This window comes from Ruania suaedae (assembly GCF_021049265.1).
GTDB lineage: Bacteria > Actinomycetota > Actinomycetes > Actinomycetales > Beutenbergiaceae > Ruania > Ruania suaedae.
Window position 1 is genome coordinate 3,470,771 of the sequence record NZ_CP088018.1, and the last position, 23,339, is coordinate 3,494,109.

Annotated in this window: 18 protein-coding genes; 13 read left to right on the plus strand and 5 right to left on the minus strand. The window is 71.4% G+C overall.

Going from position 1 to position 23,339, the window contains the following annotated elements:
* Window positions 1–18 precede the first annotated feature (18 nt).
* Both LQF12_RS16030 and LQF12_RS16035 read left to right on the plus strand, forming a co-directional pair.
* Window positions 19–1,158: a sensor histidine kinase gene (locus LQF12_RS16030; RefSeq protein WP_231053900.1), complete on the plus strand. Its 1,140-nt coding sequence runs from the start codon at window positions 19–21 to the stop codon at window positions 1,156–1,158.
* Window positions 1,155–1,763, plus strand: a complete 609-nt coding sequence (locus LQF12_RS16035) for a response regulator transcription factor (protein ID WP_231053901.1) — start codon at window positions 1,155–1,157, stop codon at window positions 1,761–1,763. Before LQF12_RS16030 ends, LQF12_RS16035 begins: the two co-directional genes overlap by 4 nt.
* A gap of 97 nt (window positions 1,764–1,860) precedes the next feature.
* On the opposite strand, the gene LQF12_RS16040 is transcribed toward LQF12_RS16035, so the two are convergent.
* Entirely contained in the window at window positions 1,861–2,661 is an 801-nt protein-coding gene (locus LQF12_RS16040) for a TerC family protein (RefSeq protein WP_231053902.1), read from the minus strand.
* 149 nt (window positions 2,662–2,810) lie between these two features.
* Here LQF12_RS16040 and LQF12_RS16045 point away from each other — a divergent pair, with 149 nt between their 5' ends.
* Together LQF12_RS16045 and LQF12_RS16050 are read left to right on the plus strand one after the other, a co-directional pair.
* A complete protein-coding gene (locus tag LQF12_RS16045; protein ID WP_231053903.1) occupies window positions 2,811–3,077 on the plus strand; it encodes a GlsB/YeaQ/YmgE family stress response membrane protein in 267 nt (88 codons plus the stop codon).
* A gap of 101 nt (window positions 3,078–3,178) precedes the next feature.
* The gene (locus LQF12_RS16050) at window positions 3,179–3,604 is read left to right on the plus strand and encodes a VOC family protein (RefSeq protein ID WP_231053904.1); all 426 of its coding nucleotides are present in this window, start codon (window positions 3,179–3,181) and stop codon (window positions 3,602–3,604) included.
* Window positions 3,605–3,631: 27 nt separating this feature from the next.
* On the opposite strand, the gene dgoD is transcribed toward LQF12_RS16050, so the two are convergent.
* Window positions 3,632–4,783, minus strand: coding sequence for a galactonate dehydratase (gene dgoD, locus LQF12_RS16055; RefSeq protein ID WP_231053905.1), 1,152 nt, complete (start codon window positions 4,781–4,783; stop codon window positions 3,632–3,634).
* 79 nt (window positions 4,784–4,862) lie between these two features.
* Here dgoD and LQF12_RS16060 point away from each other — a divergent pair, with 79 nt between their 5' ends.
* Entirely contained in the window at window positions 4,863–5,582 is a 720-nt protein-coding gene (locus LQF12_RS16060) for a FadR/GntR family transcriptional regulator (protein ID WP_231053906.1), read from the plus strand.
* A gap of 76 nt (window positions 5,583–5,658) precedes the next feature.
* Window positions 5,659–6,654, plus strand: a complete 996-nt coding sequence (locus LQF12_RS16065) for an alpha/beta fold hydrolase (RefSeq protein WP_231053907.1) — start codon at window positions 5,659–5,661, stop codon at window positions 6,652–6,654.
* On the opposite strand, the gene LQF12_RS16070 is transcribed toward LQF12_RS16065, so the two are convergent.
* Complete coding sequence (locus tag LQF12_RS16070) at window positions 6,614–6,898, minus strand: hypothetical protein (RefSeq protein WP_231053908.1); 285 nt, start codon at window positions 6,896–6,898, stop codon at window positions 6,614–6,616. The genes LQF12_RS16065 and LQF12_RS16070 overlap by 41 nt on opposite strands.
* A gap of 94 nt (window positions 6,899–6,992) precedes the next feature.
* Entirely contained in the window at window positions 6,993–9,836 is a 2,844-nt protein-coding gene (locus LQF12_RS16075) for a hypothetical protein (RefSeq protein WP_231053909.1), read from the minus strand.
* A gap of 114 nt (window positions 9,837–9,950) precedes the next feature.
* Between LQF12_RS16075 and LQF12_RS16080 the strand changes: the two genes are divergently transcribed.
* The 4 genes from LQF12_RS16080 to LQF12_RS16095 all read left to right on the plus strand — a co-directional run bounded on the left by LQF12_RS16080 (window position 9,951) and on the right by LQF12_RS16095 (window position 18,354).
* A complete protein-coding gene (locus LQF12_RS16080; protein ID WP_231053910.1) occupies window positions 9,951–11,126 on the plus strand; it encodes an ROK family transcriptional regulator in 1,176 nt (391 codons plus the stop codon).
* Window positions 11,105–12,376, plus strand: coding sequence for an MFS transporter (locus LQF12_RS16085; RefSeq protein WP_354004686.1), 1,272 nt, complete (start codon window positions 11,105–11,107; stop codon window positions 12,374–12,376). Before LQF12_RS16080 ends, LQF12_RS16085 begins: the two co-directional genes overlap by 22 nt.
* A gap of 85 nt (window positions 12,377–12,461) precedes the next feature.
* Window positions 12,462–14,204: a pyruvate dehydrogenase gene (locus tag LQF12_RS16090; protein ID WP_231053912.1), complete on the plus strand. Its 1,743-nt coding sequence runs from the start codon at window positions 12,462–12,464 to the stop codon at window positions 14,202–14,204.
* A gap of 139 nt (window positions 14,205–14,343) precedes the next feature.
* On the plus strand, window positions 14,344–18,354 hold the full coding sequence (locus LQF12_RS16095; protein ID WP_231053913.1) for an Ig-like domain repeat protein: 4,011 nt from the start codon (window positions 14,344–14,346) through the stop codon (window positions 18,352–18,354).
* Between the two features lie 27 nt (window positions 18,355–18,381).
* On the opposite strand, the gene LQF12_RS16100 is transcribed toward LQF12_RS16095, so the two are convergent.
* Entirely contained in the window at window positions 18,382–19,203 is an 822-nt protein-coding gene (locus tag LQF12_RS16100; RefSeq protein WP_231053914.1) for a L,D-transpeptidase, read from the minus strand.
* A 156-nt stretch (window positions 19,204–19,359) separates the two neighbouring features.
* On the opposite strand from LQF12_RS16100, the gene LQF12_RS16105 reads away from it, so the two are divergent.
* From LQF12_RS16105 to LQF12_RS16115, 3 genes are all read left to right on the plus strand, one after another.
* A complete protein-coding gene (locus LQF12_RS16105) occupies window positions 19,360–22,005 on the plus strand; it encodes a beta strand repeat-containing protein (RefSeq protein WP_231053915.1) in 2,646 nt (881 codons plus the stop codon).
* A 112-nt stretch (window positions 22,006–22,117) separates the two neighbouring features.
* A complete protein-coding gene (locus tag LQF12_RS16110) occupies window positions 22,118–22,675 on the plus strand; it encodes an RNA polymerase sigma factor (protein WP_231053916.1) in 558 nt (185 codons plus the stop codon).
* Window positions 22,672–23,337 carry an anti-sigma factor gene (locus LQF12_RS16115; RefSeq protein WP_231053917.1) on the plus strand — a complete coding sequence of 222 codons (666 nt, stop codon included), beginning with the start codon at window positions 22,672–22,674 and terminating at the stop codon, window positions 23,335–23,337. Before LQF12_RS16110 ends, LQF12_RS16115 begins: the two co-directional genes overlap by 4 nt.
* Window positions 23,338–23,339: the final 2 nt, after the last annotated feature.

Sequence of the window (23,339 nt, forward strand, 5' to 3'; positions counted from 1 at the left end):
GAGACAATGACTCCCACCATGACGACGCCCAGTGAGGTCCCGACCACCGGTACGGCCGAGGCGAGCAGCGGCCCGGGCGACGCGCTCGAGGAGCCGGCCCTGCCGCCCGCACCCTGGCTGCGGTTCAGCTGGCTGCTCGCCACCCCGTGGCTGGCCTTCCTCGCCTTCCCGGTGGCCGGGATCCTGCAGTCCCCGCTGACAGGTCTGGCCGCGGCGATCCCGCTGACGGCGATCGTGGCCTTCGCGGGCCTGTACGTCTACGCCTTCATCGTCAACGCGCGCACCCTGGGTCAGGACGGTCACGCCGCCGTGCTGCTGGGGATTCTCGGAGTGCTGACCGTGCCGGTGTTCGTGGCCGTGGGGGTGGATGCCTTCGGGATGTTCACGTTCCTGGCCACCTATGCGATCTTCAGCCAGCCGCTGCGGCGCGCGGTGCAGTTCGTGGCGGTGCTGCTGCTGGCGATGGCGGTGGTGCTGATCAGCACCGACCATCTGGACCGGTGGTTCTACCTGATGATCACCGCCGGCACGGCGGCCTTCGTCGGCATGATCCGGTGGATCGACGGCCGTCAGCAGCAACGCGATGAGCTGGAGAACCAGCTCGTCCTGACCGCCGAGCGGGAGCGGGTGGCACGGGACGTCCACGACGTGCTCGGGCACAGCCTCACGGTGGTGACCGTCAAGGCCGAGCTCGCCGAGCGACTGGTCGATGCCGATCCGGAGGCTGCCAAGGCGGAGATCGCCGCGATCCGATCCCTCACGCGGGAGGCACTGGGCGAGGTGCGCGCGACGGTGAGCGGACTCCGGGTCGCGAGGCTCGCGGACGAGCTGGAGTCCGCCCGCGCCGCGCTCATCGACGCCGGCATCACTGCCGTGGTCCCGGCCGACCCCGCCGTGGTCGACCCCCGGCACCGCATCGTGCTCGCCTGGGTGCTGCGCGAGGCGGTCACGAACGTGGTGCGCCACGCCCGTGCCACCCGCTGCGAGGTCACCCTGGCCTCGGCATCGATGCAGGTGATCGACGACGGCGTGGGGCCGGGGGCGGCCACCGAGTCCGGCGGGTTGCGGGGTGCGCGGGAGCGGGTGCGAGCCGCGGGTGGCACGCTGACGGTCAGCCCCGGCGAGGCCGGGGGAACCCGGGTGGAGGTGCACTGGTGAGCATCCGCGTACTGCTGGCCGATGACCAGGCGCTGGTGAGAGGGGCCCTCGCCGCCCTGCTCCGGCTCGAGGACGATCTCGACGTCGTGGCCGAGGTGGGCACCGGGGACGCGGTACTTGCCGCGGCCCGCGAGCACGAGGCGCAGGTCTGCCTGCTCGATATCGAGATGCCGGGGAAGGACGGGATCGCGGTGGCCGCCCAGCTGCGTGCCGAGCTGCCGGAGGTCCGCTCGCTGATGGTCACCACGTTCGGCCGGCCCGGCTATCTGCGGCGCGCCCTCGAGGCCGGTGCCGCGGGGTTCGTGGTCAAGGACACCCCCGCCACCGAACTGGCTGATGCGATCCGCGCAGTCCATGCCGGAAGGCGAGTGGTCGATCCGACCCTCGCCACCGAGTCGCTGACCGGGGGCCCGAACCCCTTGACCGAGCGGGAGGCCCAGGTGCTGCGTGCCTGCCTGGACGGCGAGCCGATCGCCACGATCGCGGGGCGGGTGCACCTGAGCCAGGGCACCGTGCGCAACTACATCTCCTCCGCCATCGGGAAGGTGGGCGCCTCGAACCGGGTGGAGGCGGCGCGCACCGCCGACCGGTATGGGTGGCTGTAGGCCGGGAGCGGGACGCAACTGACGGCCTGCACGGCATCCGTGCCCCATCTGGCACGGAGTCGCTGGGGCCCGTCAGTTGCGGTCGGCGGCTGCGTTCTCAGACGCCGGCGCCGGTGCGCGGTTCGCGGTACTTGCCCTTGAGGTGCACCGGCTCCGGGCTCGCGCCGGCCTTCTTCGCGCTGCGGTTGCGGTAGATGAGGTTGAGCACCTCCACGCCGATCGCGAAGGCGATCGGCCCGTAGATCATCCCCTTGCTGACGTGCACATCGAAGCCCTCGGCGAGCAGCGTGGCGCCGATGAGCACCAGGAAGGCCAGGCACAGCATCTTCACGGTCGGGTGGCGGTCGACGAAGTCACCGATCGACTTGGCCAGGAACATCATCAGCACGATCGCCACCACCACTGCGGTGATCATCACCCACAGCTGGTCGACCATGCCGACGGCGGTGATCACCGAGTCGAGCGAGAACACCATGTCGATGAGGACGATCTGCAGGATCACCCGACCGAAGGTGGTGGCAGCCTGGGAGGCCGTGCCTTCCTGCGCGCCCTCGGCGCCCTCGAGCTTGTGGTGGATCTCGGTGACGGCCTTGTAGATCAGGAACGCACCGCCGGCGATCAGGATCAGGTCGCGGCCCGAGAAGGCCAGCGCCTCGATCCCACCGATCGTGAACCACGGATCGGTCAGGCCCACGATCCAGGAGGCGAAGAACAGCAGGATCACCCGCATCACCAGCGCGAGCGCCAGGCCGATGACGCGCGCCCGCTGGCGCTGCTCGGCCGGGAGCCGGTTGGCGAGGATGGAGATGAAGACGACGTTGTCGACGCCGAGCACGAGCTCGAGTGCGAGCAGCGTGGCGAGGGCGATCCAGACGTCCGGGCTGGCGAGTGATTCCACGAGCCAGAGAGTAGCCCTATCGACGGCCCCGCGGTGGCGGTGTGCGGCGCGGCGAGTGCTTTCACCGCGCGCCACCGGCTCGGTACTACTACGTTGAGTGCTGCCCGGGCGAGATCCGCCCCGGGCCAGTTACTGCAGGAGGCAACACCATGGGAATTCTCGGCTATCTGATCGTCGGGCTCATCTGCGGCGCCCTGGCCAAGGCGATCCTGAAGGACCGTGCCGTCGGTGGCTGGCTCGCCAGCCTCGTGATCGGCGTGGTCGGAGCGATCGTCGGCGGTTTCCTCGGCTCCGCCCTTCTCGGTGAGGGCATCGAGGACTTCTTCAGCATCCAGACCTGGCTGCTGGCCCTCGCCGGCTCCATCCTCGTCCTGGTGATCTACACCGCCGTCACCGGACGCCGCAAGCGCACCTGATCTCGCGACCTGGGGCCCGTCCGGAGGGGCGGGCCCCAGGTGCGGGCCAGGATGGGTCCGCACCCACACCACCGAACGGGAGCACCGACCAGGAGCACCGCATGACCGAGGCGAATGTTCGACATCCCCGCATCAGACAGACGGTGATCGACGCGAGCGATGTGCGTGCGTTGGCCGAGTTCTATCGCCGTCTACTCAGCTTGGAGTACCGGCCCGGCGACGATGCCGACGCCGCTGGTCACCAGCCGGACTGGCTCGTCCTGCGCGATCCGAGCGGAGGCCCGCACCTCGCGTTCCAGCACGTGGCTGACCTCCCTCGCCCGGTGTGGCCCGATGGCCGGCCGCCACAGATGATGCACCTGGACACGAGCGTGCCCGGTGCTGAAGCGCTCGAGCAGCAACGGCAACGGGCCCTGGCGCTGGGGGCGACACTCCTCCTCGACCGGTCCGACGACGAGGACGAACCCCTGTACGTGTTCGCCGATCCGGCCGGCCATCCGTTCTGCATCTTCGTCAGTACCGACTGACCGACCCACCGCCGGCGCAGTGGGCCCCTACCACTCGGCGAGGCTGCCGTCCGCGTGGTTCCACGTCGGTGTGGTCCACTCGTGGCCGCGGGCGGCGGCCTTGCGCACCTCCGCCTCGTCGATCTCCACGCCCAGGCCGGGGCCGGTGAGGCGGTCGATGTGGCCGTCGCGTACCTCGAACGGGCTCGTGTCGACCAGGTAGTCGAGCAGGTCCCAGCCCTCGTTGTAGTGGATGCCCAGGCTCGACTCCTGGATCACCGTGTTCGCCGAGACGAGGTCGACCTGCAGGCAGGAGGCCAGGGCGATCGGCCCGAGCGGGCAGTGCGGCGCCAGGCCCACGCCGTAGGTCTCGGCCATCGTGGCGATCCTGCGGGTCTCGGAGATCCCGCCGGCGTGGGAGATGTCCGGCTGTGCCACCGCGATCCCGGACTCCAGCAGCGCCTTGAAGTCCCAGCGGGAGAAGGCCCGCTCCCCGGTGGCGATCGGGACCGAGCTGCGCGCCACCAGTGCCGGCAGGTGCTGGGCGGAGAGCTCGGGCACCACCGGCTCCTCCACCCACATGGGCAAGAGCTCGGCCAGCAGCGGCAGCAGCCGGTGGGCCATCGCCGGGGAGACGCGGCCGTGGAAGTCCAGGGCGAAGTCGCCGTCGGGCCCCAGCGTCTCGCGGGCGGCACGCGCCCGCTCGATCACGCCCGCCGTGGCGGCCGGGGAGTCGATGTGGCGCAGCGCGGCCGAGGCATTCATCTTCACCGCGGTGAAGCCCTGGTCCAGCCGGGCCTGGATGTGCTCACGTACGCCGGCCGGATCATCCCCGCCCACCCACGAATAGGTGCGCACCCGGTCCCGGACAGCACCACCGAGCAGCTCGTGCACCGGCACGCCGAGCCGCTTGCCCGCAATGTCCCACAGGGCCTGGTCGTAGCCGGCGATCGCACTGTTGAGGACCGGCCCGTGGCGGTAGAAGGCCGACCGGGTCAGTCGCTGCCAGATGTCCTCGATGCGACGCGAGTCGCTGCCCATGACCTGCGGCGCCATCTCGTGCACGGCCGCCTCGACCGTGGCCGCGCGGCCCTCGAGCACGGGCTCGCCCCAGCCGACGACGCCGTCGGAGGTCTCGACCCGCAGGAACAGCCAGCGCGGGGGGACCCGGAAGGTCTCGATCTTGGTGATGGTCGTCATGGTGGCTCCCTCGCTCCGTCCGTCAGCCGGAACCTATCAGACAGGTTGGCGGGTCGGTGCCGGTGATACGTTGCGCTGCGTGCCCACGCCGTTCGACGACGTCGTCTCCCGCCTCGAGGCGATCGTGCTCGCACATCCCGCGGGCGAGCGGCTCCCGGCGGAGAAGCAGCTCGCGGACGATCTCGGCGTCTCCCGGTTGACGGTCCGGGAGGCGTTGCGCGCGCTCGGGGCCCGCGGCCTGGTCGAGGTGAGCCAGGGGCGGCGAGCCGTCGTGCGCGACCCCACCAGCGCGGTGCTGGCCGGCTACTTCTCGGTCTCGGTCCGGCGCGAGCCCCGGGGTCTGGCCGAGCTGCTGGAGATCCGCCGCTCGCTGGAGGGACTCAGTGCCGCCGATGCCGCCCGGCACGCGACCCAGCCGGGGCTGGTCGAGCTCGACGAGGCGATCGCGCGGATGGCCGGCGCGGCACGCGCGCTCGACTCCGCGCGGGAGGGACCCTCGCCCGAGTCGGTGCAGGCCTACGTGACGGCGGACGTCTCCTTCCACGGCACGCTCGCCCACGTCAGCGGAAACAGACTCCTGAGCCAGCTGCTGGAAGGGCTCTCGGACGCCCTCGGCCACGCTTTCACCGAGTCGATCCGCGGGCACGTCGCCCGGGGCGGGACGCACCACGACGTGGTCGAGCAGCACCGCGGCGTCGTCGAGGCGGTCCGCCGCGGTGACCCGGTGGGCGCCGCCACGGCGATGGAGCGCCACCTGGCCGAGACCGCCGAGGACCTGCGGGCCGCCGTCGACGGCTGAGCAGGGTCGTCTCGATCGCCTTGACCACCTCGGTCTCCCTCCTGGCCGCACGACGCCCGGGTCTACGCTCGCACTCGTGTCCCCGCCCGCCGTGCCCCGCATTCATGGCCTGCTCACCGCCTCCGACGGTCAGCACCTCCAGTGGGAGGAGTCCGGCCATCCCGACGGCGTCCCCGCCCTCTACCTGCACGGCGGCCCGGGCGGTGGGCTCGGTCAGGGCGGGTACGTCTCCAGGTTCGATCCGGACCGGTACCGCGTCATCGGGCTCGACCAGCGCGGTTGCGGGCGCTCGCTGCCGCTCGCTCACGACCCCTCCCACGACCTCGTTGCCAACACCACCCCGCGACTGATCGCCGACCTCGAGGAGCTGCGCACGCACCTCGGGATCGACGCCTGGGTGCTGAACGGCGTGTCCTGGGGCAGCACCCTGGCGATCGCCTACGCCCAGGCGCACCCGGAGCGGGTGCTCGGCATGGTCCTGTTCGCCGTCACGACGACGTCCCGCACCGAGGTGGCCTGGCTCACCGAGGGGGTCGGGATGATCTTCCCGGAGGAGTGGGAGCGCTACGCAACCTTCGCCGAGACGCACGACCCGGCCTACCGCCGTCGGGAGTCCCGCCTGGTGGAGGCCTACGCGCGGCTCCTGCGTGACCCGGCCACCCGGGAGGAGGCCTCGCAGGCGTGGGCCCGGTGGGAGGACGTGCACGTCTCGATCGGAGCGGGTGGGTTCGCGCCGGACCCGCGCTGGCGGGATGCGGACTTCCGGCACGCGTTCACCGTGCTGACCAGCCACTACTGGGCCCACGACGGGTTCTGCGACCCTCCCCTGCTCGCCCGGGTCGAGCGCATCGCCCACATCCGGGCCGTCCTGATCCACGGGCGACGTGACATCAGCGGTCCGGTGCGCACGGCGTGGGAGCTGCACCGGCGGTGGCCCGCGAGCCGGCTGGTGATCGACGAGGGCGACGGCCACGGCGGCGACGGTATGGCAGCGGCGTGGACCGGCGCGAACGACGAGCTGGCGCGGATCCTCAGGGCAGCGAACCGTCGTAGTGGGGCCACAGGACGATGACCCGGATCGCGTGGTTGGAGCTGTCGAACCTCGCATAGCCGTGCGGTGGGGGATCGCCGTCCAGGACCCGGTCGACGTCCGGTGCGAGCCGGTCGAAACCACGCACCCGGGCGAAGGCGCGCAGTCGCTCCAGGGCGTGCCGCTGCGGTTCGCGCACCGCCAGCAGCCGCCGGCTCGGAGCGGTCGGGCGGTCGGGGTCGATCTGGTTCACCAGCAGGCGCACGGGCGTGTCGTACCCGATCACACCATCTCCTTCCGGGGGTGGTGCCGACGTCGTCGGCACGGCAGGAAGTTCCCGCGGCGCGCTCGTGCGCGCCGCGGGAACTGTGGCGGGAGGGTTACCGACCGGCGTTCAGCCGGCGGCGGAGGATGAGCAGGACCGTGCCGCCCGCGAGCGTGAGCGCGCCGAGCACTGCGAGGATCACCGTGGCCGGGCTCGTCCCGGTGTCGGCCAGGTCGCCGTCACCACCCACGTCGTCACCAGCACCCGCTGACCCGTCATCGGTCGGGTCCGGATCGGTGGGGTCCGGATCCGTGGGATCGGGGTCCGTGGGGTCCGGGTCCGTGGGGTCCGGATCCGTCGGATCGGGGTCCGTGGGATCGGGGTCCGTGGGATCGGTGGGGTCGACCACCTCGAGGACGATCTCCGCCTCGGCCGAGGACTCACCGTTCTCGGCGCGGATGGTGAGCGTGCCCGACGCTGTCTCCGGCAGCGTGAGCAGGGCCAGACCGGCCCCGTCCGCTCCGGTGGTCAGCGTCGCCAGCTCCTCGCCGTCGACGAGCAGCCGGTACTCGGTGTCCGGCTCGCCACCGGTGAGCCCGATGCTGATCTCATCCCCGGCGTCGGCCTTGCCGGGCGCCGTGATGGCGATCGGCATGTCGATGGTGCACTGCTGCGCCTGGTCGAGCACCGCCCGGATCTCGGTGAGAACCGGCGCCTCCCCGGCGGCGACGAGCTCGAGCTGGAGTGCTCGCACCGCCGCTTCCACGGTCGCGTCGTCGCCGTCGGTGCGGGCACTCTCCAGGTCGGCCAGGGCCGCCCCGAGTGTTTCGCGGACCTCGGTCGAGAGCTCCTCCCACTCCGGCGTCGCCATGAGCTCGCGCACGATCTCGAGCTCACCGAGCAACGCGTCGTCGGTGTCGCTGGTGTACGGGCGATCGGTCATGCACACCTGCTCGGCGTTGAGGAAGCGGGTCAGGAAGGTGTGCGCGGCGATCTGGGCCGTGCGCTCCTCCCGGAGCCCGTAGTTGCTCTCGGAGTTGTCGAGGTAGGTGCGCCCGTCCTCGAACCGGTCCTGCAGGTCGATCGCGTCCTGCAGGTGACGTTCGGCCCAGACGGCGGGCGGGGTGCTGACGTCCCCACCGACGCCGTAGGTCGCGGCGATCACGTCGCCCTGGGCGAAGTAGAGCGGGAAGGTGCTGCCCCAGTCGTTGCCGTCGGGGTAGTAGATCGAGGACTCACCGGGCACATAGATGGTGCCACCCGGCGCCTGCCACGGCGGGGAGTCGAACTGCTGGTCGACGAAAGCCTCGTAGGTCAGGTCGATGTTGTGGAAGAAGCCCTCCGCCGGCCGCTGGCCGGCCAACTGCTGGGTGAGGGCGGAGTTGACGTTCTGGTCGAAGGCGAGCATGTAGATCGGGTGCATGAGGTTGTGGTTCTCGACCGTGCCGTCGGACTCGACATTCGAGCCGGTCAGCAGCTCATCCAGGGCGCGGCCGTTGATGACCTCGTCGCTCTCGACGTCCTCCGGGGTCGCCCATGCGGCCAGGGCGAGGTCGATGGCGTCCGACCGCCATTCCTGGCTGTTGGCCGCGCCCGGCATCATCGTGGCGGCCAGGCCCGAGAGCGAGCTGCGCCAGGCGTTCTCCTCGGACTTGGTGTCACCCGGGATCACGATGGTGCCCTCGGCGTTGCGGTAGTACTCGGGGGCGACCATCTGGTCCGCCTCCATGGCGACCATGTTGGTCACGCAGGCCTGCTGGGCCGGGCTGAAGTCGTCCCAGAGGAGCCAGGCGGCGAAGCCGTTGTAGTAGGCCCACAGCGATGCCTGCCACCGGTCCGCCTCCGGTCCCCATCCGGCGGAGTTGTTCGACCGGTGCTCGACGGCGGCGGAGGAGACCATCCGCACGATGCGCTCGCGGACCTCGGCCTCGCTGACGCCGGTGTCCTCGGGGTCGTAGCCGCCGGTGGCGACCAGGATCGACATGTTGACCGCGGCCATCGACACACCGCGCAGTGCGTACTCAGGCGCTCCCACCCGGCGCGAGAGCGGGATGTAGTCACCGGGCTCGGAGGCGAACTCCTCGTCCCAGAAGGTGGTCGTGATGTAGCGGTTGGCGTTCTGCGCGGCTTCCAGGCTCAGCTGGGTGAGCTCATCGTCCGGGATCGCTCGATCCAGCACGGCCGCGTCTGGGGTCGCCACCGGCAGCGCGGCACCGTCACCGGCCTCGCACGCCGCCCAGGGCTCCTGCCTGGGGGAGGACGTGAGCGACATGCTCCCGATGGATCCGCGGTAGAAGAAGCCGTCACCGAAGTCGTTGCCGTTGCCGAGGCGCATCGGCATGTTGCCGCTGCTGATCAGCGGGATACCGATCTCGTCGGTGACGGTGACGTCGGCGCCGCCGCTGATCTCGGTGGTCACCGACCCCGGTGTGTAGGTGACGGTGATGTCATAGCTCGTGCCGGGCTGTGCGATCACGTCGGTGGGGAACTGCGCCCACTGGCTCTGGCCCACCACCCGGGCCCAGAAGCGGAACTCGCCGTTGGGCATGATGTAGAGGGCCCAGCCCTGGTTGTTGCTCGAACGGCTGGTCGCGACCGCCTGGTGGGAGCCGGTGCGCGTGCCGGGGACCACATCGGTCAGCTCGAGGATCCACTCGCCGTTGCCCGGCTCGAGGTTGCGCTCGTACGGGAGGCGGATCTCGGAGTTGTCGGCCGCGGTGAACTGGGCGCTGCCGTCGGCGAAGGTGACACCGGGCAGCACCTCACCGTCGCGGTCCTCGACCGAGTCGCTCGCGTCGCCGTCGAGCTCCCAGGTGGAGCTGAAGACGTCGCCTTCGTCGGCCACCGCCGGGGAGACGGCCAGGAGGCCGAGCGCGAGGGCGGTGGTCACGGTGCCGGCGAGCATCCGCCGGGCGTGCCTGGCCGGGCGCGATCGTCGTGGTGGGTGGGACGAGGACATGGGCAGGTCTCCTCAGTGCGGGGGATGGAAGCGAACAAAGCATGTGTAACAGGGATCACATGACATATGCAAGGTCAATTCATAAAGGATCTTTCGTTTGAGTAGGATGCGTGGGTGACTGCCGGCAAGAACGCGACCACGGTCGAGAGCACGCGCGGGACTGCGCGCCTCCGGGTGCTGAACACCCGGCGCGTGCTCACCGCGATGCGGCAACTACGCGAACCGGTGCGCATCTCCGAGCTGGCGGAGACGACCTCGCTGACCCGGCCGACGGTCTCGAACATCGTGGCGACCCTGGAGGCTCGCGGGTGGCTCGATCGGCACGAACCCGCCGGTACGGCGGGCCGGCCGGCGATCCGGTTCGCCGTGGCGCTCGACCGCTTCGCCGTCATCGGTGCGGACGCCGGAGCCCACCGCGCCGTCGTCGAGGTCGCCTCCCTGGACGGGACGCGCAAGGCACGCCTGCAGCACCGACGCCCCATCCAGCTCGGCGAGGACATGCTCAGCGTTCTCGGCACGCTGGTGAGCGATGCCCTGGTCGAGACCGGACTGACCCGGGCCGCCGTGCTGGCCGCCACCGTGGCGAGCCCTGGCATCGTCGAGGAGTCCTCCGGCGGTATCGAGCTGCGCCCCGGGCTCGGGGCCTGGACGGCCGCGGAGGTGGTCGGGGCACTGGCGACCTCGGTGAGCGGTCACGTCGCCGTCGAGAACGACGCCAACCTGGCGGCGCGTGCGATGCGGACCGTGCCCGATATGCCCGAGGACTTCCTGAGCCTGCAATGGGGCCAGCGCCTGGGCGCCGGCCTGGTGCTGGACGGGCAGATCTACCGCGGACGGCACGGCGCGGCAGGCGAGCTCGGAGCCCTGTTGGTCCGCGACCCCGCCACCGGGCGCCGGTGCCACCTCGAGCAGGTGGTCCGCTCGGATCGGCTCCCGCTCCACGGCGAGCTCCCCGAGCTGAGCACCGAGGAGCTGATCAGCAGGGCCGACGCAGGTGACGCCGTCGCGCTGAGCGCCCTGGCCCAGGGGATCGACCCGCTCGCCGCCGCGGTGGCTCCGCTCTGCGTGGGACTCGAACTGCGCACGGTCGCGATCTCGGGCGGGATCGCCCGCTCCGGCCCGGCGCTGGTCACCGTGTTGCAGGAACGGTTGGCGGAGCACGGCGCGACCGGTGTCGAGTGTCGCCTCTCGGCCTTCCAGGAGGACACGGTGCTCCGCGGCGCGGTGCAGACCGCCGTCGACAGCGGCTGGGAGACCCTGATGGAGGCGTGCGACTCCGACGCCGACTGAGGAGGGCGAACAGCACACCGACCCGCAGCCCTCGTACGATCGAGGCCATGCCCTCCCTGCGACGCCGTCGCTACTCGCTGTTCGCGCTCATCCTGATCGTCGGGATCGGGTTGTCCTCCTGGGTGACGCGCACCCCGGCGATCCGGGACGCGGTGGAGGCCTCGACAGCACAGATGGGGCTGATCCTGTTCGGCCTCAGCGTCGGCTCGATGGCGGGTGTCCTCAGTGCGGGCCGGTTCGTCCGCCGCTGGGGGACCCGGCCGGTGATCGCGATCGGGACGGTCTGCGTGATCGCCGGCACGGCGCTGGTCGGTCTGGGCGCCCTGTGGTCAGCGGCACCGGTCGTCTTCGCCGGCCTGCTGGTCTTCGGGATCGGTGGCGGTCTCGGGGAGATCGGCCTGAACATCTCCGGCGCCGACCTCGAACGGCTGATCGGCCGCCCGGTGCTGCCGATCCTGCACGGGAGCTTCAGCCTCGGCACGGTGATCGGCGCGCTCGCCGGCATCGGCCTGACGGCGATCGACTTCTCCCCCGCCTGGCACCTGCTGCTCGCCGCGACGCTCATGATCGGGCTCACGGTGTGGGCGCTCCCGGGGGTGATCGCCGGTACCGGGAAGGAGCCTGCGCTCGCCTCCGGGGCGGGGGCCGCGACGGCGCCGGCTCGCCCGAGCGTGTGGCGGGACCGTCGGCTGCTCCTCATCGGTGTCGTCGTCCTCGCGATGGCGTTCGCCGAAGGGTCGGCCAACGACTGGCTGCCGCTGCTCATGGTCGACGGCCACGACGTCTCCGCCACGGCGGGCTCGCTCGTCTTCGCCGGGTTCGCCGCCGCGATGACCGTCGGGCGCTTCCTCGGCGGGCCCGTGGTGGAGCGGTTCGGCCGGCCGGTGGTGCTGCGGCTGAGCGCCGTGTGCGCGATCGCGGGAATCGCCGTCGTGGTCTTCTCCCCCAGCGCACTCTTCGCGGGCGTGGCCGTGGTGCTGTGGGGGCTGGGCGCCTCGCTCGGGTTTCCGGTGGCGATCTCGGCCGCCGGGGACGATCCCGATCGTGCCTCCGAGCGGGTCAGCGCGGTGGCCACGTGCGGATACCTCGCGTTCCTGGTGGGCCCACCGTTGCTCGGTTTCGTCGGCGAGGAGGTGGGGCTGCGCCTGGCGATGATGATCGTGGTCGCATTGCTGGTGGCAGCGGCGTTCACCGCCGGTGCCGCCCGCCGGGTGCATCAGCCGCTGCCATCGGTAGGCGCACGCAACTGACGCCGCTGGGAACTTCCGTGCCATATCCGCCACGATCTGCCCCTCCGCCGTCGCGAGCGTGCGCGCTTCGGCGTAGCGTCGAGGCATGAAGGTTGCCGAACAGCTCGTCAGTCAGCTCCAGGCCGCGGGAGTACGCCGCATCTACGGGATCGTCGGGGACAGCCTGAATCCCGTGGTCGACGCCGTGCGCCGCACCGGCGGGTCCGCCGAGGGCGGGATCGACTGGATCCACGTGCGGCACGAGGAATCCGCCGCATTCGCTGCGGCCGCCGATGCCCAGCTCACCGGCGAGCTCGCCGTGTGCGCCGGTTCCTGCGGCCCCGGGAACCTGCACCTGATCAACGGCCTCTACGACGCCAACCGCACCGGCGCACCGGTGCTCGCGATCGCCAGTCACATCCCTAGCACCGAGATCGGTCAGGGCTTCTTCCAGGAGACCCACCCGGACCGGATCTTCACCGAGTGCTCGGTCTACTCCGAGCTGGTCAGCACCACCGACCAGGCGCCCCGGGTGGTGCACTCGGCCATGTCGCACGCCCTCGCCCGCGGAGGGGTCGCCGTCGTGACCCTGCCCGGTGACGTGGCCGACGAGGAGGCCACGGCGGCCACGCCCCCGTTCACCCGGGTCTCCCCCGGCGTCCTGACGCCGGACCCCGCCTGCCTGCAGGCGCTCGCCGAGGCGATCGACAAGGCGAAGAACGTCGCGCTGTTCGTCGGCTACGGCGCCATGGGTGCCCACGAGCTGGTGGTGGACCTGGCGGAGAAGATCAAGGCGCCGGTCGGCCACTCGCTGCGCGGCAAGGACCTCATCCAGTACGACAACCCCTACGACGTCGGGATGACCGGCTTGCTCGGCTACGGTGCCGCGGCCGCCGGGCTGGAGGATGCCGACCTCATCGTCCTGCTGGGCACCGACTTCCCCTACGAGCAGTTCCTCCCGGACACGCCCACCGCGCAGGTGGACACCGATGCCGCGATCATCGGCCGGCGCACCGCCGTGCAGTACCCCGTACACGGGGATGTCGCCGCCACGATCGAGGCGCTGCTGCCGCAGATCAAGACCAAGCGCAGCCGCCGCTTCCTGGACAAGATGCTCGACAAGCACGACCGGCTGATGAACAAGTCGGTGGGGGCGTACACCAAGGATGTCGAGCACCTGCGCCCGATCCACCCCGAGTACGCCGCCTCGGTGCTCGACCAGGTGGCTGCCGCGGATGCGATCGTCACGGCGGACACCGGGATGGGGAACGTGTGGACGGCACGGTACCTGAACCCGAACGGGAAGCGCCGGCTGATCGGCTCCTTCAAGCACGGCTCGATGGCGAACGCGATGCCGCAGGCGCTCGGCGCCCAGCTCGCCTACCCGGGCCGTCAGGTGATCTCGGTGTCCGGTGACGGCGGGCTCTCGATGCTGCTGGGCGACCTGCTCACCGCGGTGATGTACGACCTGCCGATCACGGTGGTGGTGTTCAACAACTCCAGCCTCGGCATGGTCAAGCTGGAGATGCTCGTGGACAAGCTGCCCGATCACGGGGTGGATGTGCCCGCCACCGACTACGCGGCGATCGGGGCGGCCATGGGTCTGCAGACCCAGCGGGTGGCGGATCCGGTGGAGCTGCGTAGCGCATTCGAGACCGCGCTGGCGCACCGGGGGCCCTCGCTGGTGGACGTGGTGACCGACCCGAACGCCCTGTCCATCCCGCCCAAGATCACGCGCGGTCAGGTGTTCGGGTTCGCGACGGCGCTGAGCAAGATCGTGTTGAACGGCGGCGCCGGGGAGGCGGTCTCGATGGCGCGCTCGAACCTGCGGAACGTGCCGCGCGGGTAGGCTCGCACGGGTAGCTGGGACGACCCCGGCGCGCTCCGTGTCCTAATCGTGATACTTCCGGCTGTTGTGCATCTGTGCAAGACACCGCTAGACATGGTCTGGGTGTGGTGACTCGGCCGCCCCATGACCCGGGGGTCCCATGTCTGCCAGTCCTGCGGCGTCGCGCACCAGCGCCTCGCTCACGCGCCTCGTCTCCTGCGCCGTCGTAGCGTTCCTCGTCCTGGTGGGGGTGGTCGCGGTGGCGGCGCCCGCGCAGGCGGCCACGCCAGTGGCGTATGGCGATACCTATGGCTCGCCGATGGACGTGCCGATCACCGTCCCGGCCCCGGGTGTGATGAGCAATGACGTCGCAGCCGCCGGCTATGAGGTGCTCGTGGTGGAGACGAGCGTGGGCATTGGGAACACCCTCGAAGTCAGTCCTACTGGATCCCTCACCTTCACCACCCGCCCGGGATTCGCCGGTGAGAGCTCGTTCGACTACTGTCTCGCCTCCGGTGGGACGTGCGTCTCGAACACGGCGACGGCGTTTCTCTACGTCGGACAGCCCTACCTCTACTCGAAGGCCTACCAGGCGCTCGAAGGTCAGACGCTGACCGTCCCCGCGTCCGAGGGCCTCCTCGTCGACGCCGGCAACATCGACGATGAGACGCTGCGGGTCCTTCGTTCGTCCGGGGGCACTGTGACCGTGGCACCGGACGGCTCGTTCAGTTTCGCGCCCAGCGCCGGATTCACCGGTCGGGCGTTCTTCGAGTACTGCCTGGCCAGGGACGGATCCTGCATCAGTGCTGGGGCACAGGCCTCGATCGCCGTCTACCCAACCCTGAGCGGCCAATCCTTCTCGGTAGCGCAGGATTCCTCCTACGGCGGCACGCTCTATCCCGCCCCGTCCGGTGGTGTCAGCTACGTCGGTCTCGTCACCGCCGACCCCGCGAACGGCGACCTGGAGGTGGCCAACAGCGGCACCTTCACCTACACCCCCGACGCCGGCTACACCGGGCCGGACTCCTTCTCCTACTGCCTGAGCATCGACGGCGCCGCCTGCATCAGCGGCACCTCCGCCGTGACGGCCTCGGTCACGGTGACCCCGAACGACATCGTCACCACCACCACCCTCACCGGCGAAACCTCGCTGCGCTTCGGCGAGTCGCTGGCGCTGACCGCCACGGTCGACCCAACTCCTGGCGGCGGGATCGTCGCCTTCTCCGAGGGCGGGGCGGTCTGCGCGGACCAGCCCGTCAGCGGGGGCACCGCCTCCTGCACGATCGCCCAGCCGACCGTCGGCAGCCACTCCTACTCGGCTCAGTACAGCGGATCCGGACTGTACCTCCCCTCCAGCGACAACCTCGAGGTCACGGTGAGCAAGGCGCAGTCCGCCCTCGCCTACACCGGACCGAACACAGCGACGGTCGGGGAGCCGTTGGAGCTCGCGATGCTCCTGACCAGCCCGACGCTCGATCTCAACGGAGAGAACGTCTCGCTCTCCTTCGACGGACAGAACTGCTCCGGCGCGGTCGATGACGACAGCTCCTTCTCGTGCACCGTCACGCCGAGCTCTGCCGGGCCGGTCGAACTGGCCCTCACCTACGGCGGGTCGCCCACGGTCGAGGCCGCCACCGAGATCGGCGACATCCAGGTCGCCCGGCAGACCAGCACCACCACGCTGACCGTCGACGACGACACGCCCGTGTGGGGTGAGGCGGTCATGTTCACCGCCGCCGTGCCCGGCAGCGCCACCGGAACCGTGGCGTTCTCCACGGAATACGGCCCGCTGACCGGCTGCGGCTCGGTCGTCGTCAGCAACGGCGCCGCCAACTGCTCGACCGCCTTCGACGTCGGTGACCACGAGGTCACCGCCACCTACTCCGGTGACGCCACCTTCGACGGCTCCTCGGACACGATCGCGATCGAGGCGCTGCGCCGCCTCACCACCCTCGCGTACACCGGCCCGCAGTCGGGCACGGTCGGCGAGGAGTTCACGGCGACGGCGCTGCTCACCCAGGGCGATGCCCCGCTCCCCGGTATCGACGTCGCGTTCACCCTGGCCGGCAGCGGCTCCGCGGACTGCATCGCGGCCACCGACGAGGACGGGATCGCCAGCTGCGAGCTGACGGTGCCGGCCGCTGGGCCGATCGCGCTCGAGATCACGCAGGCGGGCACCGCGCTCTACCAGCCGAACTCGATCACCGAGCAGCTGCAGGTCGGCGCCGCCGCCACGACCACCACTCTCACCGGTACCGAGCAGGTCGTCGTCGGGGGCACGGCAAGCCTCACCGCGACCGTGAGCCCGACCGACGGCGACGGCACCGTGACCCTCACCGCGGGTGAGGACACCATCGATGGTTGCGAGGAGATCGCGCTGACCGACGTCGAGGGTGTCTGGACGGCCGAGTGCACCACGGCCACCCTGCCCGTCGGTGAGAACGAGATCGTGGCCACCTACAGCGGCACGCCGGACTACCTCGCATCCTCCGACACCACGACGGTCGAGGTGCTCCGCGCCCCCGCCACCCTCACCTACACCGGCGATGTCACCGGCGTGGTCGGGCAGCCGCTGGTGGTCTCCGCCGACCTCGACGTCGACTTCGCCGGCTCTCCGACGGCCCTCGACGGTGTCGAGCTCACGTTCACTTTCGACGGGGAGACGTGCGTGGGGACCGCCGACGCCGACGGTGTCGCCGAGTGCACGTTCATCCCGACGGCGGCCCAGACCTCTCTCGTCTCCGTCTCCTTCGCGGGGACGACCGACATCACCCCGGCGCAGACCTCCGAGCCGGTGACCATCGCGGCCGCCCCCACCACCACCGAGATCAGCGGCCCGGAGGCAGGCGAGTTCACCGAGCCGCTGACCTTCACCGCTCAGGTCGCACCGACCGACGGCGCCGGCACCGTGACCTTCACTGCCGGTGGGGACGTGATCGAGGGGTGCGAGGAGCTGGCGCTCACCGACGTCGAGGGCACCTGGACGACCGAGTGCACCACGTCGGTCCTGCCGGTCGGCGAGACCACGGTCACCGTCTCCTACACCGGGACGGCCGACTACGAGACCTCCGAGGACTCCACGGTCGTCACCGTGGCACCGGCACCGACCGCTCTCTCGCTCGAGGCACCCGAGACGGTCATCGTCGGCGAGGAGGTCGCGGTCACCGCCACGCTGACCAACGATGTCGACGGATCCGCACTGGCCGACGCGCCGCTGACCTTCACCTGGGCCGGCGAGGAGTGCCTCGCCACCACCGGCGCCGAGGGCATCGCCACCTGCGGCTTCGACGCCGCGACCGTCGCCCAGTCCGGTGACGTGCAGGTCACCTACGCCGGGAGCGAGGACTTCGAACCCGGCTCGGCCTCCGCCGTCGTCGACGTGCAGCCCGCTGCGACCGAGACGACTCTCACCGCGACGCCGTCGGGCGCGTTCCCCGCCCCGGCGACCCTGGTGGCCACGGTCAGCCCGACCGACGGCGCCGGCACCGTCACCTTCACCGCCGGCGGCGAGCCGATCGCCGAGTGCGCCGAGGTGACGCTCACCGAGACCGACGAGGGTTGGATCGCGACCTGCGCGGCTGCCCCGGCCGGCGCCGGGCCGCAGGAGTACGGCGCCGAGTTCTCGGGTACCGCTGACTACCTGCCCTCCACGGGAACTGCCACCGCCGATCTGGACAAGGCCCCCACAGTGCTCGCGGGCCTCGGCCCGGACGAGGCGATCGCCGGGGAGCCGGTGACGGTCAGCGCGCTGCTGTCGCTGCCCGAGGCCACGACTGCGGCCGGCGAGCGCAGCCGGTTCGCCATCGCGCCGATCTCCTCCGAGGTCATCGGCGCCGACGCGGACGTCACCGGCCTGGAGGTCGTCTTCGCCGTCGGGGAGGCCACGTGCACCGCGACCACCGATGACGACGGCCTCGCCGAGTGCGAGCTGACCGTCGCCGAGGCGGGCGAGGCCGAGCTGGTGGCGACGTTCGCCGGGACCGACGATCTCGCCGCCTCCTCCGCCACGGTCACGCTCACCGTGGACGAGGCCCCCGCCGAGGCTCCGGACGGCGCCGAGGACGAGGACCTGCCGAGCACCGGCGCCGGATTCTCGGCCGCGGCCCTGGCGGCGGGCGTGCTGGTCCTCCTGGGCGCCGTCCTCATGGTGGCGCGCACCCGCCGCGCCTGAGACGCTCGACCGGCGCCCCGGTGACGATCAGGCCGTGATCGTCACCGGGGTGCCGAGCGGTAGACCGATCTGCTCGACCAGGGCCACGATCTGCTCGTTCGGCAGCCGGATGCATCCGGAGCTGACGTCCTGACCGACGAGCTCGGGCTCGTCGGTGCCATGGATGCCGATCACGGCATCGCCGCCGTAGAACTCGGTGAACACCGTGGAGAAGCCGGACAGGCCGTAGGCGTACGGCCCGTAGAGCCCCTCCGGGTCCGGCGGGGCCAGGAGCTCCTTGATGTAGTAGTTCCCGCCCGGCGTCGGGCGATCGGTCCGCCCGACACCGACGTCGGTGCGCAGCACCTCGCTGCCCCGCTCGGTCACCACCAGCTCGTGGTCGCTCAGGAACACCTCGACGGCGAAGGAGTGCCGGCTCAGGCGCACATCACGCGCGCGCACCCAGCCGGTGGTGCCGTTCGGCCGGATGGGCAGCTGTACGTGCACCCACGCCCGGCCGGTCTCCAGCGCCAGCAGCACCAGCTCACCGGAGATCTCCTCGGCGCGCTCGAGCACGCGCTCCTGGTCGACGTCGGCGTCCCGGTCGTCCAGATCGCCGGGCTGGGCGAAGACGGGCAGTGAGGCCACCACCGACGTCGCCACGGTGGTGGTGTACTCATCCGTCGGCCGCTCGCTGGGCTCGGGCTCGGTGGGCTCCGCGCTCGGCTGCTCGGTCGGTGAGGCCGATCGGGTGGATGCCTCGGGGCTCGGCTCGGCGTCCGGCTCGGCGGTGCACCCGGCGAGCACGGCAGCGGCGCCGCCGAGCAGCACCGCCCGGCGGCTGGCGAGCATTCCTGCGTGGGTCCTCACGCGGCTCATCGTAGGTCGGGGCACCGGGGGCCGGTACCCGGCGAGCATGTGGGGATCCCGACGCACATCCATGTGTGACGAATCACCGTCGGCGCTCATGTAGTCACCAAGGGCGGTTTCCACCGTCCTGATCCAATCGACGAGGAGCAGACCACGATGCGCAGATGGACCTACGCCCTGGGGGTTCCGACCCTCGTGGGCGCGTGCCTCATCGCGACGCCGGTCGTCAGCACGGCGGCGACCCTACCGGTGACGAGCACAGCCGACGACGCCGGTGACTCCGGTTCCCTCCGTGGCGCCGTCCTGGCCGCCGAGGCCAACGACGAGGCCGACACGATCGAGCTCGAGGCCGGGGAGACCTACGTGCTCGACATCGCCGGTGCCTCCGAGGACGACGGCGAGACCGGCGACCTGGACATCAGCACATCGATCACGATCGAGGGCAACGGCGCGACGATCGACGCCTCCGCCCTCGGCGACCGGGCCTTCCACGTCCTCTCCGGCGGCGAGCTGACGCTGGTCGACGTCACGGTCACCGGCGGCACCGCCGACGACGAGCCGTCGGGCGAGGGCGGCGGATCCGGTGGTGCGGTGCTCAACGCCGGCACCCTGACCGTCTCCGGCTCCACCTTCACCGGCAACAGTGCCGGTCGTGCCGGTGGTGCCGTCGAGGCCTCCGCGGGCAGCACCACCACCCTCAGCGACACCGACATGACCGACAACACCGCGGGCGAGGCCCCGGGTAACGGCGGCGCCTTCCACCTCACCGGTGCGGGCACCGTGGAGGTCACCGGCGGCACCGTCTCCGGCAACACCGCCACCGCCGAGGGCGGCGGTCTGTGGAACTCCGCAGCCGGCACCATGACCCTCACCGACGTCACCATCACCGGCAACACCGCCTCGGGCGCCGAGGCCACCCAGGGTGGCGGCGGCCTCTTCCAGGACGCCGGCGAGGGCACACTCACCGTCATCGGCGGCTCGATCACCGGCAACACGGCCGATGGCGAGGCCGGCTCCGGCGGCGGCATCCTCAACGATCAGGGCACCGTGGTCGTCGAGGGGACCACGATCAGCGACAACACCTCCCTGCGCGCCGGCGGCGGCATCGAGGCGAACGTGGGCAGCACCGCGCTGACCGACGTCACGCTGTCCGACAACTCCACCGGCGCTGCGCCGGGCAACGGCGGCGGCCTGCACATCACCGGCGCCGGCGAGGCCACGATCAGCGGCTCCACCGTCACCGGGAACACCGCAGCCCTCGAGGGCGGCGGTCTGTGGAACGGGTCCGGCACGATGACCGTGACCGACTCCGACATCAGCGGCAACACCGCCTCCGGCGCGGCTGCCGACGACGGCGGCGGCGGCCTGTTCAACAACGGCGGCACGCTCACCGTCTCGGGCAGCACCGTCTCCGGCAACACCGCCGACGGCGAGGCCGGCTCCGAGGGTGGCATCCTCACCCTGGGCGGGACCCTCGAGGTCACCGACACCTCGGTGGAGGAGAACAGCGCCACCCGCGCCGGTGGCGGCATCGAGGCCACCGAGGGCTCGGCCACCACCATCACCGGGGCGACGCTGTGGCAGAACAGCACGGGCAGCGCACCGGGGAACGGCGGCGCCTTCCACCTCACGGGTGAGGGCACCGTCGACGTCACCGACACGATGGTCGCCGACAACACCGCGGCGAACGAGGGCGGCGGGCTGTGGAACTCCGCGGCCGGCACCATGACCGTCACCGCGAGCACCATCAGCGGCAACGTCGCCTCGGGTGCCGAGGCGGACGCCGGCGGCGGCGGCCTCTACAACGACGGCGGCAGCCTCACGGTCGACTCCTCGACCGTGGAGGCCAACTCCGCCGACGGTGAGGCCGGCTCCGGCGGTGGGCTCCTGAACGTCGCCGGTTCGCTCACCATCACCGGCAGTGACGTGGTCGGAAACGACTCCGTGCGCGCCGGTGGCGGCATCGAGGCCGCGGGCGAAGGTTCCGAGACCGACATCTCCGACACCCTCCTGCAGAGCAACTCCACCGGTGCCTCCCCGGGCAACGGCGGCGGGCTTCACCTCACCGGCCCCGGCTCGGTGACCGTGGACACCTCCACCGTCTCCGAGAACAGCGCCGCCAACCAGGGCGGCGGCCTGTGGAACTCCGCCGCCGGCACCATGACCGTCACGCGGACCACGCTCTCGGGCAACAGCACCGACGGCGTCGGTGGCGGGCTCTACAACGACGGCGGCACCATGGCGGTCGAGGCCTCGACCGTCAGCGGCAACACCGCTGCCGACGGCGGTGGCGGCATCGCCGTCGCCGAGGCGACCGACCCGGCCGATGTCACGCTCGTGCACGTCACGGTCGCGGCCAACGACACCGGTGCGCTCGGCTCGCTCACGCTGGCCAACAGCGTGCTCGCCGGCAACGAGGGCGCGGACGCCGACGGCGAGATCGTCTCCGAGGGCGGCAACGTCGTCGGGACGGGCGTGGCCGCCGACGGTGAGGGTGACGTGCAGACCGACGACCCGGGTCTGGGTGAGCTCGCCGACAACGGCGGTCCCACGCTGACCCACCTGCCTGCCGCCGGCAGCCCGGTGATCGACGCCGGACTGGACGGAGCCGGTGAACTCACCACCGACCAGCGCGGGAGCGAGCGCCCGGTGGGCGACGCACCGGACGCCGGTGCGGTCGAGGTCGGCGCCGAGCCCGATGAGGACGACGAGGACGAGGACGACCGAGCCGGGAACGACGACGGTTCCGGCCCGGCCGCGCCGGCTCGCCCGGTCGTGGAGCAGCCGACCTACACCGGCTGATCCCAGGGGGTAGGACTCCGGGCGTGGTGGTTGGCGGATCGACCACCACGCCCGGACTTGTGTCCGCAGCGAGGGAGGAGCAATCGTCGAGGACTGCAGTATTGTCGACGGCATGGATCCCGGCGCGTCCGAGCGTGAGCTGCTCGCGCGGTTCCGGGATCTCGACCCGGACGCCTGGGAGACGGTGTACCGGCGCTCCTACCCCCGGTTGCGCGACTTCGCCCGGCGCCGGTTGCCCGCGGGCATGGACGCCGACGACGCTGTGAGCGAGTGCCTGGCGCGCGCGGTGCACCGGGTCGCCGACCTGACCGACCGCGGCCTGCGCGTCGAGGCCTGGCTCTTCGGCATCCTGCGGCTGGTGGTGCTCGAGCACCAGCGCAGCGCGGGCCGTCATCGCCGCGAGCACCCCGCGACCGCCGAGGCCTCCGCACACCCTGCCGAGCACGGTCCCCTGACCGAGCTGCTCGAACGTGAGCTCCAGGGATCGGTGCGCGAGGCCTTCTCCCGGCTGCGGCCCGACGACCAGGAGATCCTCTGGCTGCGCCTGGTCGCGGACCTGTCCGCCGCGGAGGTCGGCAGCGTCATCGGTCGAGCCGAGGGCGCCGTCCGGCAGGCACAGTCCAGAGCCCTGGAACGACTACGACACCAGCTGAAGGAGGTGCACCCGTGAGCGATCATCGTCAGGATCCCGCCGGTGAGCCTCTGAGCGACGCCGAGCTGGAGGCCGCACTGCGTGCCTCCCTCGCGCCCGAGCCCGTGGAGCCACCCCAGGCCCAGCTCGATGCCCTGCGCGCCCAGCTCGGCACGGCACGCACCTCCCAGCGGCCTGCCCAGGCGCCGGCCTCCCCCATCCGTCCCCGCCGCGCCCGCGCACCGCGCGCCCGCTGGCTGCTGGCCGCCGCGGCGGTCCTGCTGCTGGTGGTGGGCGGGCTCGTCGGTGCCGGGATCACCTCCGCCGGCCAGGAGGAGGACCTGCTCGCCCGGGGCACACCCGAGTTCGAGGCCACTCTCTCCGAGGGTGACCTGGCGGTCCAGCTCGAGGGCGACGCCGCTCCGGAGGGACGTATCGTCACGCTGCGTTCGGACTCCCTCCCGGTGCTGCCCACCGGCGAGTATTACGAGCTCTGGTTCGTCACCGATGGCACCGACGAGCCCACGCGGATCTCCGCCGGGACCTTCCATCCGGACACCGAGGGCCGCACCCTCGTCGTGCTGCACGCTGCGGTCGACCCGAACCTGGTCGGCACCCTCGAGATCACGCGTGAACCCGGCGACGGCGATCCCGCACCCTCGGGTGACGTGGTGCTCCGGGGGGCACTCGACCTGCTGTGAGG